The 14,716-nt window shown below is 67.5% G+C and carries 12 protein-coding genes; 3 read left to right on the top strand and 9 right to left on the bottom strand.

The window, feature by feature from the left end; genetic code table 11:
* The first annotated feature begins 53 nt into the window (after nucleotides 1–53).
* Nucleotides 54–2,240, top strand: a complete 2,187-nt coding sequence (gene acs / locus B7R22_RS16260; protein WP_253259134.1) for an acetate--CoA ligase — start codon at nucleotides 54–56, stop codon at nucleotides 2,238–2,240.
* A 189-nt stretch (nucleotides 2,241–2,429) separates the two neighbouring features.
* On the opposite strand, the gene B7R22_RS16265 is transcribed toward acs, so the two are convergent.
* A complete protein-coding gene (locus B7R22_RS16265) occupies nucleotides 2,430–4,595 on the bottom strand; it encodes an ATP-dependent Clp protease ATP-binding subunit (RefSeq protein WP_116412737.1) in 2,166 nt (721 codons plus the stop codon).
* Between the two features lie 144 nt (nucleotides 4,596–4,739).
* Between B7R22_RS16265 and mptB the strand changes: the two genes are divergently transcribed.
* The gene (gene mptB, locus B7R22_RS16270) at nucleotides 4,740–6,290 is read left to right on the top strand and encodes a polyprenol phosphomannose-dependent alpha 1,6 mannosyltransferase MptB (protein ID WP_147305426.1); all 1,551 of its coding nucleotides are present in this window, start codon (nucleotides 4,740–4,742) and stop codon (nucleotides 6,288–6,290) included.
* Nucleotides 6,291–6,309: 19 nt separating this feature from the next.
* On the opposite strand, the gene B7R22_RS16275 is transcribed toward mptB, so the two are convergent.
* From B7R22_RS16275 to dnaK, 5 genes are all read right to left on the bottom strand, one after another.
* Nucleotides 6,310–7,191, bottom strand: coding sequence for a hypothetical protein (locus B7R22_RS16275; RefSeq protein ID WP_116412739.1), 882 nt, complete (start codon nucleotides 7,189–7,191; stop codon nucleotides 6,310–6,312).
* 52 nt (nucleotides 7,192–7,243) lie between these two features.
* Nucleotides 7,244–7,660 carry a heat shock protein transcriptional repressor HspR gene (locus tag B7R22_RS16280; RefSeq protein WP_301182542.1) on the bottom strand — a complete coding sequence of 139 codons (417 nt, stop codon included), beginning with the start codon at nucleotides 7,658–7,660 and terminating at the stop codon, nucleotides 7,244–7,246.
* A 75-nt stretch (nucleotides 7,661–7,735) separates the two neighbouring features.
* Nucleotides 7,736–8,752, bottom strand: a complete 1,017-nt coding sequence (locus tag B7R22_RS16285; protein WP_116412740.1) for a DnaJ C-terminal domain-containing protein — start codon at nucleotides 8,750–8,752, stop codon at nucleotides 7,736–7,738.
* The gene (locus tag B7R22_RS16290) at nucleotides 8,745–9,392 is read right to left on the bottom strand and encodes a nucleotide exchange factor GrpE (protein ID WP_116412741.1); all 648 of its coding nucleotides are present in this window, start codon (nucleotides 9,390–9,392) and stop codon (nucleotides 8,745–8,747) included. The genes B7R22_RS16285 and B7R22_RS16290 overlap by 8 nt, the downstream gene beginning before the upstream one ends.
* A 2-nt stretch (nucleotides 9,393–9,394) precedes the next feature.
* A complete protein-coding gene (dnaK, locus tag B7R22_RS16295) occupies nucleotides 9,395–11,272 on the bottom strand; it encodes a molecular chaperone DnaK (RefSeq protein ID WP_116412742.1) in 1,878 nt (625 codons plus the stop codon).
* 192 nt (nucleotides 11,273–11,464) lie between these two features.
* Between dnaK and B7R22_RS16300 the strand changes: the two genes are divergently transcribed.
* Nucleotides 11,465–12,811: an MFS transporter gene (locus tag B7R22_RS16300; protein WP_116412743.1), complete on the top strand. Its 1,347-nt coding sequence runs from the start codon at nucleotides 11,465–11,467 to the stop codon at nucleotides 12,809–12,811.
* Between the two features lie 211 nt (nucleotides 12,812–13,022).
* Here B7R22_RS16300 and B7R22_RS16305 read toward each other — a convergent pair whose 3' ends face one another.
* Genes B7R22_RS16305 through B7R22_RS16315 form a run of 3 tightly spaced genes read right to left on the bottom strand, consistent with a single transcriptional unit; the run spans nucleotide 13,023 to nucleotide 14,679 of the window.
* Nucleotides 13,023–13,907 carry a prenyltransferase gene (locus tag B7R22_RS16305; RefSeq protein ID WP_116412744.1) on the bottom strand — a complete coding sequence of 295 codons (885 nt, stop codon included), beginning with the start codon at nucleotides 13,905–13,907 and terminating at the stop codon, nucleotides 13,023–13,025.
* A complete protein-coding gene (locus B7R22_RS16310; protein WP_116412745.1) occupies nucleotides 13,904–14,236 on the bottom strand; it encodes a lycopene cyclase domain-containing protein in 333 nt (110 codons plus the stop codon). The genes B7R22_RS16305 and B7R22_RS16310 overlap by 4 nt, the downstream gene beginning before the upstream one ends.
* Nucleotides 14,233–14,679, bottom strand: a complete 447-nt coding sequence (locus B7R22_RS16315) for a lycopene cyclase domain-containing protein (RefSeq protein ID WP_116412746.1) — start codon at nucleotides 14,677–14,679, stop codon at nucleotides 14,233–14,235. The genes B7R22_RS16310 and B7R22_RS16315 overlap by 4 nt, the downstream gene beginning before the upstream one ends.
* Nucleotides 14,680–14,716: the final 37 nt, after the last annotated feature.

Raw genomic sequence — 14,716 nt, forward strand, 5'->3', positions numbered from 1 at the left:
GCGTGTGACGGACGCAGGGCACTGGCCCTGACCCAGCCGGTAGCGTTTGAGGGGTGTCTGCCACCATCGAGAACCTGCTCAGCGAGAACCGTCTCTACCCGCCGTCACCGGTCTTCGTAGCTGCGGCGAACGTCACGGCCGACGAGTACGACCGCGCAGCCGCCGACCCCGTGGCCTACTGGGAACGGCAGGCCGACCGGCTGGACTGGGCCGAGCGCTGGCACACCGCCCACACGTGGAAGCCGGCCCGACCGCTGACCCGGGCCGAGGCTGCTGCGCAGGAGGGCGTCACGCTGCCCGACCCGGGCGTCGCCGCCCCCCCGGCCGCCCCCGGCACCGCCGACCCCGCGGCCGCCGCCGACACCGCAGCCGCCGCCTTCACCGGGCTCGACGACGACGGGCGGCCGCTCCTCAGCATCCCCGAGGCCGCCTGGTTCGTCGGCGGCCGCCTCAACGTCGCCGTCAACTGCGTCGACCGCCATGTCGACGCCGGCCGCGGCGACGTCGTCGCCATCACCTTCGAGGGCGAACCGGGCGACCGCGAGCAGATCACCTACGCCGACCTGCAGCGCCGGGTCGCGCAGGCCGCGAACGCCCTCGAGGCGCTGGGGATCGTCGCCGGCGACCGGGTCGTGGTGTACCTGCCGGTGATCCCCGAGACCATCGTCATCACGCTCGCGATCGCCCGGATCGGCGCGATCCACTCCCTCGTCTTCGGCGGGTTCTCGGCCGAGGCGCTGAAGTTCCGCGTCGAGGACACCGGTGCGAAACTGCTGGTCACGAGCGACGGCCAGTTCCGCCGCGGCAAGGCGGTCGCGGTCAAGGCGAACGCCGACGAGGCCGTGAGCGGCCCCGTCGTTGCCGGCGGAGCGAACACGATCGAGCACGTGCTGGTCGTGCGCCGAACCGGCGACCTCACGCCCGACATCCCGTGGACGCCGGGGCGCGACGTGTGGTTCCACGACGCGATCGCCGATGTGCCCGACACGCACGAGGCGCAGTACTTCGACTCCGAGCATCCGCTGTTCATCATCTACACCAGCGGAACCACCGGCAAGCCGAAGGGCGTCGTGCACACCAGCGGCGGCTACCTCACGCAGGCCAGCTGGAGCCACGCCGCCATCTTCGACGCCAAACCGACCGACGTCTACTGGTGCACCGCCGACCTCGCCTGGGTCACGGCGCACACCTACGTGCTCTACGGCCCGTTTTCGAACGGCGCCACCAGCGTGATCTACGAGGGCACACCGAACACCCCGCACACCGGGCGCCACTTCGAGATCATCGAACGCTACGGCGTCACCACGTACTACACCGCTCCGACACTCATCCGCACGTTCATGACATGGTTTCCGGATGGCCTGCCTGCCTCCTTCGATCTCTCGACGCTGCGCCTGCTCGGCACGGTCGGCGAGGCGATCAACCCCGAGGCGTGGGTGTGGTTCCACGCTGAACTCGGCCGCGGACGGGCGCCCATCGTCGACACCTGGTGGCAGTCGGAGACCGGGTCCGCCATCATCGCGCCCCTCCCCGGCGTCACGGTGCTGAAGCCAGGCTCGGCAACGTTCTCGCTACCGGGGCTCCGCGCGCTGATCGTCGACGAAGAGGGCGTGCAGGTGCCCAACGGCTCCGGCGGGTACCTCGTGATCGACGGAACCTGGCCCTCGATGGCGCGTGGCGTCTGGGGCAACCCCGGCCGCTTCCGGGACTCGTACTGGAAGAAGTACGCCACCCGGGGCTACTTCTTCGCAGGCGACGGAGCGAAATACGATGCAGACGGTTACATCTGGCTGCTCGGACGCGTCGACGACGTGATCAACGTCTCCGGCCACCGCCTCTCGACCATCGAGATCGAGTCGGCGCTGGTGTCGCATCCGGCCGTCGGCGAGGCCGGCGTCGTGGGGGTGACAGACCCGGTGACGGGCGAGGCGATCGCGGCGTTCGTGATCCCGTCGCGCGATGTGTCGGTTCAGGATGCCGCGGACCCCGCTTTCTGGGCAGACGTCGAACGCGAACTGGGGTCGCTGCTGCGCGCCCATGTCTCGCACGAGATCGGCCCCATCGCGAAGCCGCGGGACCTCGTGGTGGTGCCGGACCTCCCCAAGACCCGCTCGGGCAAGATCATGCGCCGCCTGCTCGGCGACCTCGTCGACGGCCGCCCCCTCGGCGACACCACCTCGCTGCAGGACGAGTGCGTGCCCACCCGCATCGCGGCCATCCTGGCGGCCCGCCGCGGCTGACGCCTCGCGTCGCCCGTCCCGCGCCCACCCACCCGCGCCCGCCCGCCCGCGCCCCAACCCGCCCGCCGAGAGGACGCAATCTGCGACAGAACGTCGCGGAAACCGCATCTTGCGTCCTCTCGAAGCGCAGCGCACGGGAGGTGGCGCGGGCGGGGCTGCGGCGCGGAGCGCGCGCGGAGCGCGCGCGGGTCAGTCCTCGGGGACGAGCACCACGGGGCCGACAGTCAGGCCGGTGCCGTCGGGCGCGAGCCCCACGTAGACCGTGTCGCCGTCGCGGATCGCGCCGGAGAGCAGCGCCATCGAGAGCCGGTCGTCGATCTCGCGCTGCATCAGCCGCCGGAGCGGCCGGGCACCGAACGCGGGATCGTATCCCGCCTCCGCAAGCCAGGATCGGGCATCCGGAGTCACCGCCAACGACAGCCCGCGTTCCGACACCCGCCGGGCGAGCCGGTCGACGTAGAGCGACACGATCTGCGCGAGGTCGTCGTGCGTCAGCGCCGTGAACACCACGATGTCGTCGAGCCGGTTCACGAACTCGGGCTTGAACGTCTGCCGCACCACCTGCATGACAGCGCGCTCGCGGGCGTCGTCAGACAGCGCCGGATCGACCAGGAACTGCGACCCGAGGTTCGACGTCAGAATCAGGATCGTGTTGCGGAAGTCGACCGTGCGCCCCTGCCCGTCGGTCAGCCGACCGTCGTCGAGCACCTGCAGCAGCACGTCGAACACCTCGGGATGGGCCTTCTCGACCTCGTCCATCAGCACCACCGAGTAGGGCCGGCGCCGCACCGCCTCGGTGAGCTGCCCGCCCTGCTCGTAGCCGATGTAGCCGGGAGGGGCGCCGAGCAGCCGCGCGACCGAATGCTTCTCGCCGTACTCGCTCATGTCGATGCGGATCATCGCCCGCTCGTCGTCGAAGAGGAACTCGGCGAGCGCCTTCGCGAGCTCGGTCTTGCCGACACCGGTCGGCCCGAGGAAGAGGAACGACCCCGTCGGCCGGTTCGGGTCGGAGATGCCCGCACGTGTGCGGCGAACCGCATCGGCGACCGCACGAACGGCAGGTCGCTGCCCGATCAACCGTTTGCCCAGCTCGTTCTCGAGGTTCAGGAGCTTCTGGGTCTCGCCCTGGGTGAGACGGTCGACGGGGATGCCCGTCCAGGCGGCGATCACGTCGGCGATCTCGGCCTCGGTGACCTGGTCGCTCACCATCCGCTCGCCGTCGGGGAACTTCTCGGCGCTCTCCGCCTCGCGGAGCTGCCGTTCGAGAACGGGGATCTCCCCGTAGAGGACTCTGGATGCCCGCTCGAGGTTGCCCTCGCGCTGGGCCTTCTCGGCCGACATCCGGGCGGCATCGAGCTGCGTCTTGAGCTCACCGACACGGTTCAGCACGGCGCGCTCGCGATCCCAGCGTTCCTGCAGCACCGCCAATTCGGCCGAACGCCCGGCGAGGTCGGCACGGAGCTTCTCGAGACGCTGCTTCGACGCGTCGTCCTTCTCCTTCTTCAGCGCCAACTCCTCGAGCTTCAGCCGGTCGACGCTCCGACGCAGTTCGTCGATCGCTACGGGCGCCGAGTCGATCTCCATCCGGAGGCGCGAGGCAGCTTCGTCGATCAGGTCGATCGCCTTGTCGGGCAGCTGGCGCCCGGAGATGTACCGGTTCGAGAGGGATGCCGCGGCCACGAGGGCAGCGTCGGCGATCGCGACCTTGTGGTGCGCCTCGTAGCGCTCCTTCAACCCGCGCAGGATGGCGATGGTGTCCTCGACGCTCGGCTCCCCCACGAACACCTGCTGGAACCGGCGCTCGAGCGCCGCATCCTTCTCGATGAACTCGCGGTACTCGTTCAGCGTGGTCGCGCCGATGAGCCGCAGCTCACCCCGTGCGAGCATCGGCTTCAGCATGTTGGATGCCGCCACCGACCCCTCGCCGCCGCCGGCACCCATCAGCGTGTGGAGCTCGTCGACGAACGTGATGATCTGACCGTCGGCGTCGTTGATCTCCTTGAGCACGGCCTTCAGCCGCTCTTCGAACTCGCCCCGGTACTTGGCTCCCGCGACCAGCGCGGCGAGATCGAGCGAGACGAGCTGCTTGCCCTTCAACGAGTCAGCGACGTCACCGGCGACGATGCGCTGAGCAAGGCCCTCGACCACCGCGGTCTTGCCGACGCCGGGCTCACCGATGAGCACGGGGTTGTTCTTGGTGCGACGGGTCAGAACCTGGCTGACGCGTCGGATCTCAGCGTCACGCCCGATGACCGGGTCGAGTTTTCCGCTGGCGGCGATCTTCGTGAGATTGACGCCGTACTTCTCGAGAGCGCTCTGCTCATCGACATTCTGCTGACCGCTCTGCGGCTGCATCCGGGGGAAACCTTTCGTTCGTGCTCTGTGTCGACCAATAAACTTGAGTCGACTTAGCTCAAGTTTACCCGAGAAGATGCTCCAGCGCCACTGGTTCGCCTCCGGTCATCCCCTTCACAGCCGGATCGACCTAGAGTATTGACAGTGAAGAGTATTTTGAGGCGTGAGTTGGGTTCCCCCCTGCTCCTCGGACTGGTGGGGTCCCTCTTCATCGCGCTCGGATCCCTGGCCGTCGGTTGGCTCGGGCCGGGGTCGAACGTGCGGGGCTGGCCGATCATCCAGAGCCTGCGGGGCAACGACCTGCTCGTGCACATCTCGACGTTCGTGGTCATCGGCGCGGGGCTCCTGCTCGTGATCGCGTGGCTGAAGCTCGGCTCGGCCATGCGCCGGAATCCCGCGGATGCCCTCAAGCGCGTCGTCGTCACCAGTGTCGTCTGGGCGCTGCCGCTCGCCGTGGCGGTGCCACTGTATTCCCGCGACCTGTTCGCCTACGTGGGCCAGGGGCGGCTGATGGCCGGCGGATTCAACCCCTACGTCGACGGCATCTCGGCCATCCAGGGCTGGTTCAACATCGGCGTCGACCCCATGTGGGCGAACGCGAAGACGCCCTACGGCCCGGTCTACCTCGCGATCGAGGAGGCGACAGTGACGATTTCCGGCAACTCGCCGATCGTCGCGGTCGCTCTCTTCCGGCTCATCGCCATCGTGAGCGCCCTCGCCATCGCGTTCTACGCCTACCGGCTCGCACGCATGCGCCAGATCGACCCGGGCAAGGTGCTCTGGCTGGTGCTCGCGAGCCCCGTGGTCATGTTCAACTTCGTGGTCGCCGGCCACAATGACGCGCTGATGCTCGCGCTGCTGATCGCGGGCATGTACCACGCGCTCCGGCGGCATCCGATCATCGCGATCCTGCTGGTCACCGCCTCGGTCGGGGTGAAGCCGATCGCCGTGCTCGCCCTGCCGATCATCGGCATCATCTGGGCCGGCCAGAACCGCACCCTTCGCAGCACCGTCAAGTACTGGGTGGTCACCGTCGTGATCTCGGGCGCCGTGCTCGGCGCGCTCGGCTTCGCCCTGGGCATTGGCTTCGGCTGGGTACTGACGCTGGCGACCCCCGGATCCGTGTCGCACTGGTACGCACCCGTCAACATCCTCGCGATCTCCGTCGGCGGTGCGTTCGGCGCGTTCGGCCTCGACGGCGAGATGCCCGCCAACATCGTGAAGTTCGTGGCCATCGGGGCGATGGTCGTCGTCGTGGCCTGGGTGATGCTGACCAAACGCAACCTCGATCCGCTCATGCGCCTTGCGCTTGCGTTCACGGCCACGGTCATCCTGTCGCCGGTCATTCACCCCTGGTACGCGGCGTGGTGCATCATTCTGTTCGCGATCGTGGGCATCCGAGAGGGGCTGGCCACGCATCTGGCCGTTTCTGCGTCGATCTTCTTCGCTTGTGTGAGCATCGCCGAGGGCATGGACATCTCGGATGCCGTGCAGGGGGACATCCTGGGCTACGTGATCCGCACGGTGTTCATCACGGGCGGCGGGATCGCGCTGATCATCGCGTACTGCATCCACGAGGAGTTGTCGGTGAAGCTGATCGTGCAGCGCATCCGGTCATACCGCGAGCGGCGCACGATCGAGAAACTGCACCGCGCCGCGGGCGGCGGATCGGTGAAGCCCCGCACCTCGGTCTGAGGCTGAAAGTCGCGGGAAGCTACAGCCCGAGCTTCGCGACCCAGTAGGCCAGGAACGCAGCCCCCGCCTCGTCGTGGATCAACTCCCCCTCGACGATCACCCGGTACGGCTTCTCGAGGATCCCGTCGGCCGGCCGCACATCCACGTGTGCCACCTCGTACCCGGCAGCATGCAGGTAGTCGGCCATCTTGTAGTCGCTCCGCGAGTCGCCCACCGAGCGCCAGACGCGCGGCAGGTGGCCCTGCTCCTCGAAGAACAAGACCGCCCGCTCGGCACCCCGGTCCTTGTCGAGCGTGACGGATTCCACATCGGTCGAGATGATCGTGGGGTCGAGGCGGAACGGGATGTCGCCCGCCGCGTTCGGCGTTTCACGCTCGCCGTAGCGCGCACCGAGCCCCCGCTCGATGAGCGCGGCGTAGGCGACCTCGTTGTACTGCAGCTGCAGCGGGCGATACTCGTCGGCTGTCAGCTCCGTCTTCTGCTCGACCGACACCATCGCGAGCTTGCCCTCATCGAAGAACATCGACTCGCTGAACCGCTCCTCGACGAGCGAGCGGATGTGCGACCGGAACTCCTCCGGCAGCGCCACCGTCGCATCGAGCTCGACCGGCAGCGGGCCCTCGGCTCCCATCGCGAACCATACCGCACCCTTTTCGCACACCACGAACATCCGCCCCCCGCCGGCGAGCGCGTCATCCAGCCCTGCGGCCCGGAGCGGTGCGACGACCTCCTCGAGCACAAAGTCGGCGGAGCGGCCGGTGATGAACGCGATCGGGATCCCCGCGGCCGTCAGCTTCACCAGGTCGGTGAGGATGCTCGGGATGGCGACCGACCGGGTGACCGGCGACGCAATCGGTCCGTCGATGTCGAGCAGCAGACCGAGCGCAGGGGTGTTCGTCATCCCCCCATTGTCGCAAAGTTCACGAGCCCGCCGATCCACTGGCCCCCGATCGTCAGGGGCGCCAGACCATGATCTCGGTGCGGCGCTGGCTCCGCGTGCCGTTCTTCAGCGACACGATCTCACCCTCGGTGCCGGCCGCGAACACACGCCGGCCGGGGCGATTCAGCAGCTCATCCGCGAGCGCCGATTCGAGCTCGCGCACGCGGCGGGCGAGTTCCTGATTGATGTTCTCCAGCTCCAGGATGCGCCGGATGCCCTCGAGGGTGATGCCCTCGGAGCCGAGCCGCGCGATCTCGCGCAACTGCATCACGTCGCGGAGGGAGTATCGGCGGGACTTCCCCGCGGTGCGGCTCGGGCTGACAAGGCCCAGCCGGTCGTACTGCCGGAGGGTCTGCGGGTGCATCTCGGCGAGTTCGGCGGCCACGGCGATCGCGAAGAGCGGCGCGTTCTCGTCAACGGGTTGCTGCACCGGGTCTCCCTTCGTCGTGGTCGGTGTGGTGCGGGTTCCGGATGATCGTCAGCACGGTCATCCGGAACCCGACCGTCACTCCTGTGCCTTTGCGAGCAGTTCCGCCCGCGGATTCTCGTTCGGTTCGAGCGAGTGGAAGGCCACGAGGGCTTCGCGCGCCTCATCGGACAGGTGCGAGGGAACCGCGACCTGCACGACGGCGAGCAGGTCGCCCGTGCCCTTCGGCGTCTCGACGCCACGTCCCTTGACCCGCAGCACACGCCCGCTCGGCGTGCCCGGTCCCACCCGCAGCTTCACGGGGTCGCCGCCGAGGGTCGGAACTTCGATCGTCGCACCGAGCGTGGCTTCGACGAACGTGACGGGTACATTCACCCGGAGGTTCAGACCGTCGCGGTCGAAGACCGGGTGCTTGCGCACAGACACGGAGAGCACGATGTCGCCGGGCTCGCCGCCGTCCTGGCTCTTCTCGCCCTTGCCCCGCAGCTTGATCTTCTGGCCGTCGGAGACGCCCGCCGGGATCTTCACCGTGATGGTGGTTCCCTCGGCGGTCTGCAGCTTGATCGTGTCGCCCTTCGTCGCGGTGACGAAGTCGACCGTCGTTCGGGCTGTGACGTCACGGCCGCGCGTCGGTCCGCCGTAGCCTCGAAAACCGCCGCTCGGCTGGCCGAAGCCGCGGTCGCCGCCGAACATGCCACCCAGGAGGTCGTCGTAGCCGGCCTGCTGGAAGCTGTAGTTCGAGCCGGCACTACCGCCCGCGCTACTGCCACCCCGGCCGGCACCACCACCGAACATCCCACCGAAGACGTCTTCGAAGCCGCCCGACTGGCCCTGGCCACCCGCCGTGAAGCGGGCCCCCGAACCCATCGCTCGGATCTGGTCGTACTCCTTGCGCTGTTCGACATCGGCGAGAACCGAGTTGGCTTCGCTGATCTCCTTGAACTTCGCTTCGGCTGCAGCGTCACCCGGGTTGGAGTCCGGGTGGTACTGCCGGGCGAGCTTGCGGTACTGCTTCTTCAGGTCGGCCGCAGAGACGTCCTTGGATACACCGAGTACCTTGTAGAAGTCCTTGTCGAACCAGTCCTGGCTAGCCATTCGGCACCGCTACGACAACCTTGGCCGCCCGGAGCAGTGTCGAGCCGAGGTAGTACCCCGTCTCGACGACGTCGGCGATGGTCGCCACCTCGACGCCCGGGGTCGGCTGCTGGAAGATCGCCTCGTGCTCCTTCGGGTCGAAGACCTCGCCGGTCGTCCCGAAGGGCTTCAGGCCGAGGCGCTCCACACCCGCGCGGAGTTTCGCAGCGATCGAGGCGAACGGCCCCTCGGCGAGGTCGCCGTGCTTCTCGGCACGGTCGAGATCGTCGAGCACGGGCAGCAGGATCTTCACGACGTCACCCACCGTGCGCTCCCGCTCGACCTCGCGGTTCGCTTCGGTGCGCTTGCGGTAGTTGGCGTACTCGGCGGTGACACGCTGCAGGTCGGCGAGACGCTCTGCAGCGAGATCATCGGCCTGGCCGGCGCTCACGGCGTCGAGAAAGCTCAGATCGTCGTCGTTCAACGCACCCTCGCTCGGAGTCTCCACGTCGGGACCTTCGGCCTCGACGAACGCTCCGTCCTCCACCGGCTCGCCCGTCGCCGGGTCCGAGGAGAATGCCTCGGGCCCGGCTGGGGGGAACTGGCCGGACTCGTCATCGTTCGGGCTCTCGCCCTCGCGGTTCGACTTGTCAGCGGCCATGGTTACTTCTGCTCTTTCGACTCTTCGTCGTCGACAACCTCGGCGTCGACGATGTCCTCGTCGGACGACGGCTCCGAAGCAGGCTCCTCGCCCGATGCCGCAGCGGCGGACGCGGCGGCCTCATCGGCCTGCGAGTTCGCGTAGATGGCCTGGCCGAGCTTCGACTGGCTCTCGTTGAGCTTGTCGAACGCCGACTTCACCGCGTCGTCGTCGTCACCGGCGAGAGCGGTCTTCAGTGCATCCACATCGGCCTGCACCTCGGTCTTCACGTCGTCGGGCAGCTTGTCCTCGTTGTCCTTGATCAGCTTGTCGATCGAGTAGGCGAGCTGCTCGCTGGTGTTGCGGGTCTCCGCAGCCTCACGGCGCTTCTTGTCCTCAGCAGCGTGCTCCTCGCCCTCACGGACCATGCGGGCGATGTCGTCCTTCGACAGGCTCGAGCCGCCGGTGATCGTCATCGACTGCTCCTTGCCGGTGCCCTTGTCCTTCGCGGACACGTGCACGATGCCGTTGGCGTCGATGTCGAAGGTGACCTCGACCTGCGGGATGCCGCGCGGGGCCGGTGCGATACCGGTCAGCTCGAACGTTCCGAGGTTCTTGTTGTCACGGGTGAACTCACGCTCGCCCTGGAAGACCTGGATCGCGACGGACGGCTGGTTGTCGTCGGCCGTGGTGAAGGTCTCGCTGCGCTTGGTGGGGATGGCGGTGTTCCGCTCGATGAGCTTCGTCATCATGCCGCCCTTGGTCTCGATACCGAGTGAGAGAGGCGTGACGTCGATGAGCAGAACATCTTTGCGCTCGCCCTTCAGCACACCGGCCTGGAGTGCCGCACCGACGGCGACGACCTCATCCGGGTTCACGCCCTTGTTGGGCTCACGGCCCCCGGTCATCTTCTTGACGAGGGAGACGACGGCGGGCATGCGTGTCGATCCACCGACGAGCACGACGTGAGCGATGTCGGCGACCGAGACACCGGCCTCCTTGATGACATCGTGGAACGGCTTCTCGGTGCGGGCCAGCAGGTCGGCGGTGAGTTCTTCGAACTTCGCACGGCTGAGGGTCTCATCGAGGTTGGCGGGGCCATTCTCGGTAAGAGAGAGGTACGGGAGCTGGATGGTCGTGGAGAGCGAACCGGAGAGTTCCTTCTTGGCCTGCTCAGCGGCCTCCTTCAGGCGCTGCTTGGCGATCTTGTCGCCGGAGACGTCGACACCGGTCGAGTCCTTGAAGCGCTTGACCAGGTAGTCGACGACGCGCTGGTCCCAGTCGTCGCCGCCCAGACGGTTGTCGCCGGCGGTCGAACGCACCTGGATGGTGCTGAAGTCGTCGTCCTTGCCCACTTCGAGCAGGCTCACGTCGAACGTTCCGCCACCGAGGTCGAAGACGAGGATGAGTTCGTCTTCCTTGCCCTTGTCGAGGCCGTAGGCCAGTGCAGCGGCGGTCGGCTCGTTGATGATGCGCAGAACGTTGAGGCCCGCGATCTCGCCGGCCTCCTTGGTGGCCTGGCGCTCGGCGTCGTTGAAGTACGCGGGAACGGTGATGACCGCGTCGGTGACCTTGTCGCCGAGGTACGACTCCGCGTCGCGCTTCAGCTTCGCGAGGATGCGAGCCGAGATCTCCTGGGGGGTGTACTTCTTGTCGTCGACGGCCACGGTCCAGTCGGTGCCGATGTGGCGCTTCACGCTGGAGATGGTGCGGTCGACGTTGGTGACGGCCTGGCGCTTCGCGGTCTCGCCGACGAGCACTTCACCGTCTTTCGTGTAGGCCACGATCGAGGGCGTGGTGCGAAAGCCTTCAGCGTTCGCGATGACGGTGGGTTCTCCACCTTCGAGTACCGAGACAACCGAGTTGGTGGTTCCGAGGTCGATTCCTACTGCACGAGCCATGTGCGTGTTCTCCTTCGTGGCCTGGCGGCCGTTTCACAAGTCCTGTGGGCCAACCCATCAGAGTTGAGTCCCGTAGTATCAAGTTTACCGACGCCGGATGCCGTGTCAAGCTCGGAGCTCAAGACTTGAGTCAGTCTGGCTCAACTCTCAGGAGTTTCACTGCTGTTTACGCGAGGAATGTACTGTTCAGTCATGACAGCACCCTCCTCGACCCCGGCACGAGCATCCGGAGCTGCCGACGACCGCGTCGTGCCCCGCCGGCGCATCGCCGCCTGGGCGCTCTGGGACTGGGGCGGCGCCTCCTTCAACGCCGTCGTGACGACGTTCGTGTTCACGGTCTACCTCACCGGCAATGCGGTGAACCATCCGTTCGGCGACGAGGCGTTCGTGTCAGCCCAGCTCGGCTGGACGCTCGGCGTGGCCGGCCTCATCGTCGCCCTGCTCGCCCCGGTCACCGGCCAGCGGAGCGACACCTCCGGCAACCGCAAGCTCTGGCTGGGCGTCAACACCTACATCGTGGTGGCGATCATCGCCGGCCTCTTCTTCGTGCAGGCAGCTCCCGAGTACCTCTGGCTGGGGCTCCTCCTTCTGGCAGCGGGCTCGGTGTTCTTCCAGTTCGCCGAAGTCAACTACAACGCGATGCTCTCGAGCGTGTCGAACCGGCGCACCATCGGCAAGGTCAGCGGCTTCGGCTGGTCGATGGGGTACTTCGGCGGCATCGTTCTGCTGCTCATCGTGTACTTCGGCTTCATCCACCCCGACGTGGGGCTGTTCGGCGTGACAAGCGAGAACGGCCTCTCCGTGCGCGTCTCGATGCTCATCGCCGCGATCTGGTTCGGCATCTTCGCGCTGCCGGTGCTGCTGTCGGTGCCCGAACTCGAACCGCACGGATCGGCAGCTCGGCCGAAGGTGAGCTTCTTCGCCTCCTACGCGCGCCTCGGGCGGGACATCGCCGGGCTCTGGCGAACCAATCGCCACACGGTGTACTTCCTGATCGCCTCTGCGGTGTTCCGCGACGGACTGACCGGCGTATTCACCTTCGGCGGGGTGTTGGCCGCCGGCACATTCGGGTTCTCGGCCGGCGAGGTCATCGTCTTCGCGATCGCGGCGAATGTCACGGCGGGGGTCTCGACCGTGATCGTCGGGCGGCTGGATGACCGGGTCGGGCCGAAGCCTGTCATCGTCGTGGCGCTGATCGGCCTGGTGATCTGCGGCTCGGCCGTCTTTTTCCTGCACGACGCGGGCAAGTCCGCGTTCTGGGTCTTCGGACTCGCCCTCTGCCTCTTCGTCGGCCCCGCCCAGTCGGCGAGCCGCTCGTTCCTCGGCCGCGTCATCCCGGGCGGCCGCGAGGGCGAGATCTTCGGCCTCTACGCCACGACCGGCAAGGCAGCGACGTTCCTCGCACCGGCCGCCTTCGCCCTCTTCGTGACGCTCGGCGGCGCCCAGTACTGGGGCATCCTGGGTATCGTGCTGGTGCTGCTGGTCGGACTGATCGTGTTGCTGCCGGTCTCGGCGAAGCAGAAGCAGCTCAGCACCTGATAGGCGACGGGTTGACCGGCCCAGGCCGGCGGGTTGACAGGCCGCAACATCGTCGGCGGTCGGCATGCCCGGGATCGGGTTGAAGTTCGCCATCCGCTCGGCCATCTCGTACTTCAGTACCTAGCAGGATGCCCAGCTGTGGCACCGCCCTACGATCTGCCGGTCGACCTGGGCTGATCCGGTCGCCACCGCGTCAACCGACGCGCCGTGTTCAGGCCGTGAGCCCCGCTCCTGCAGTGAGCAGCACGTACCAGATCAGTAGCATCGTCACGAGGAAGCCCGTGGCGAAGTTCAGGTAGAGGAACCTCTTCCAGCCGGCATTTGCGCGCTCGGCATCCGCGTCGGTGATCGACCAGAACGGCAGCACGCTGAAGGCGTAGGGCAACGCCAGGAGGGCCGCAAGTGGGCCGGGCCAGCCGGTGAAGAGCATCAGGATGCCGCCCAGCACGTAGGCGAAGAAGGCGAAGCGCACGGTCTGGCGCCCACCGATGACGGTGGCGATGGAGGCGATGCCGCCCTCGCGGTCGGCCACGATGTCCTGCACCGCGCCGAACGCGTGGCTGGCGATCCCCCAGAGGAAGAAGGCCGCAAGGATCGCCCAGAGCGAGGGGGTGGAGACGGCGCCCACCAGCACGAGGCCGTAGACGGCGGGACTCACGAAGTGGGTACTCGACGTGAGCGAATCAATGAATGGGCGCTCCTTGAATCGGAGCTTCGGGGCGCTGTAGGCGATCACGGCGAACACGCTGATGGCGAGCACCAACCATGACAGCGGCGAACCGACGATCACGAGATATACCAGGAAAGGAATATTCGTCACAGCCGCGCTGACGAGCGTCATGCGATGCATCGAGCGGCTGAGCACGGCGCCCTCGACGCCGCCCTTCCGTGGGTTCCGCATGTCGGACTCGTAGTCGAACACGTCGTTGATGCCGTACATCGCGAGGTTGTACGGCACGAGGAAGTACAGGGTACCGAGCACGAACGTGAGGTCGACCTCGCGGGTCGTGAGCAGGTAGCCGGCCGCGAACGGGAAGGCGGTGTTCACCCACGACAGCGGCCTCGACGACAGGATGACCTGGCCGAGCCTGCTCATCGGCGTTCCTCCCGGGCGGCGGGGGTGCGCGAGGTTGTGCGGGCGGGGAGGAGGTACCAGAGGGCGGGGAGGAGGAGCACAGCGCCGAAGACGTAGGCGAAGTCCTCGAGCGGGGCGATGCCGAGGAACGCACCCGAGATGAGGTCGCGGTTGTAGCCGACCAGGCCGATGGCGATCATCACGTTGTCGAACACGGCACTCACCACGAACAGCACCAGCACCGTGACGGCGAGAGGCAGCAGCCGTGGGCTCCGCCGCGCGACGCGCGCCCCGATGGCCAGCACGACGGCGACGGCCAGGAAGAGGGCGTTCAGCGTCCAGTAGGTCACGGGCGCCTCCCCGGGCGCGGACCGGTCGAAGTCACGCCACCGGAGCTCACGCCACCGGAACTCTCGTCACCTGAGCTCACGCCACCACGCGCCGCGCCACCGGCACCCGCATTGCCGCCGCTCATTGGGCGGGCGTGGGCGAGCATCCGCGCGACCGCTTCGAACAGATTCATCGTGAGGTAGCAGAGCAGCGTCAGGAAGAAGACCTCCTCGAGCGGCAGCTCTGTCGCCACCAGGATGCCCGTCATGAACGACGTCTCGCCACGGAAGAAGATGCCCGCCGTGATGCCCGACACATCCCAGGCCAGGAAGAACAGCACGCCCACGACGAGCACGATCGCGGCCCGACGGGCATCCTGCCAGAAGAACAGCCGGAAGCGACGGTCGAGCATCACCATCCCGGTGAGCGCGACGAGCAGGCCGAGCAGGTACAGGATGCCCATCAGCGCCTCCCCCGCCGAGCCCCGCCGCGGGCCGGGC

It is taken from the genome of Subtercola boreus (assembly GCF_003399635.1).
GTDB classification, from domain to species: domain Bacteria; phylum Actinomycetota; class Actinomycetes; order Actinomycetales; family Microbacteriaceae; genus Subtercola; species Subtercola boreus_B.